The organism is Paraburkholderia phenoliruptrix (genome assembly GCF_019511605.1).
In the GTDB taxonomy this organism is placed as follows: domain Bacteria; phylum Pseudomonadota; class Gammaproteobacteria; order Burkholderiales; family Burkholderiaceae; genus Paraburkholderia; species Paraburkholderia phenoliruptrix_A.
Window position 1 is genome coordinate 1 of the sequence record NZ_JAEUAV010000094.1, and the last position, 251, is coordinate 251.

Below are 251 nucleotides of genomic sequence, written 5' to 3' on the forward strand. Positions count from 1 at the left end.
CAACGGGCACAGACGCGGTGGCGATCGGCGGCAACGCCCAAGCAACGGCGGCTAATTCGGTGGCGCTGGGTTCTGGCTCGACGACGACGGCGGATCTGAGCGCGGCAGCATACAACCCGGGCAGCGGTACGCTGTCGGGTGCTGCTTCGGCGGCGAACGGCGAAGTGTCGGTGGGCTCGGCGGGTGCAGAGCGTCGCATCACGAACGTGGCAGCCGGCTCGGCGGCGACTGACGCGGTGAACGTGAGCCAG

The 251-nt window shown here is 69.7% G+C and carries 1 pseudogene; it reads left to right on the plus strand.

The window, feature by feature from the left end:
* A pseudogene (locus JNB89_RS30920) lies at positions 1–251 on the plus strand (hemagluttinin domain protein); the annotation flags it as partial.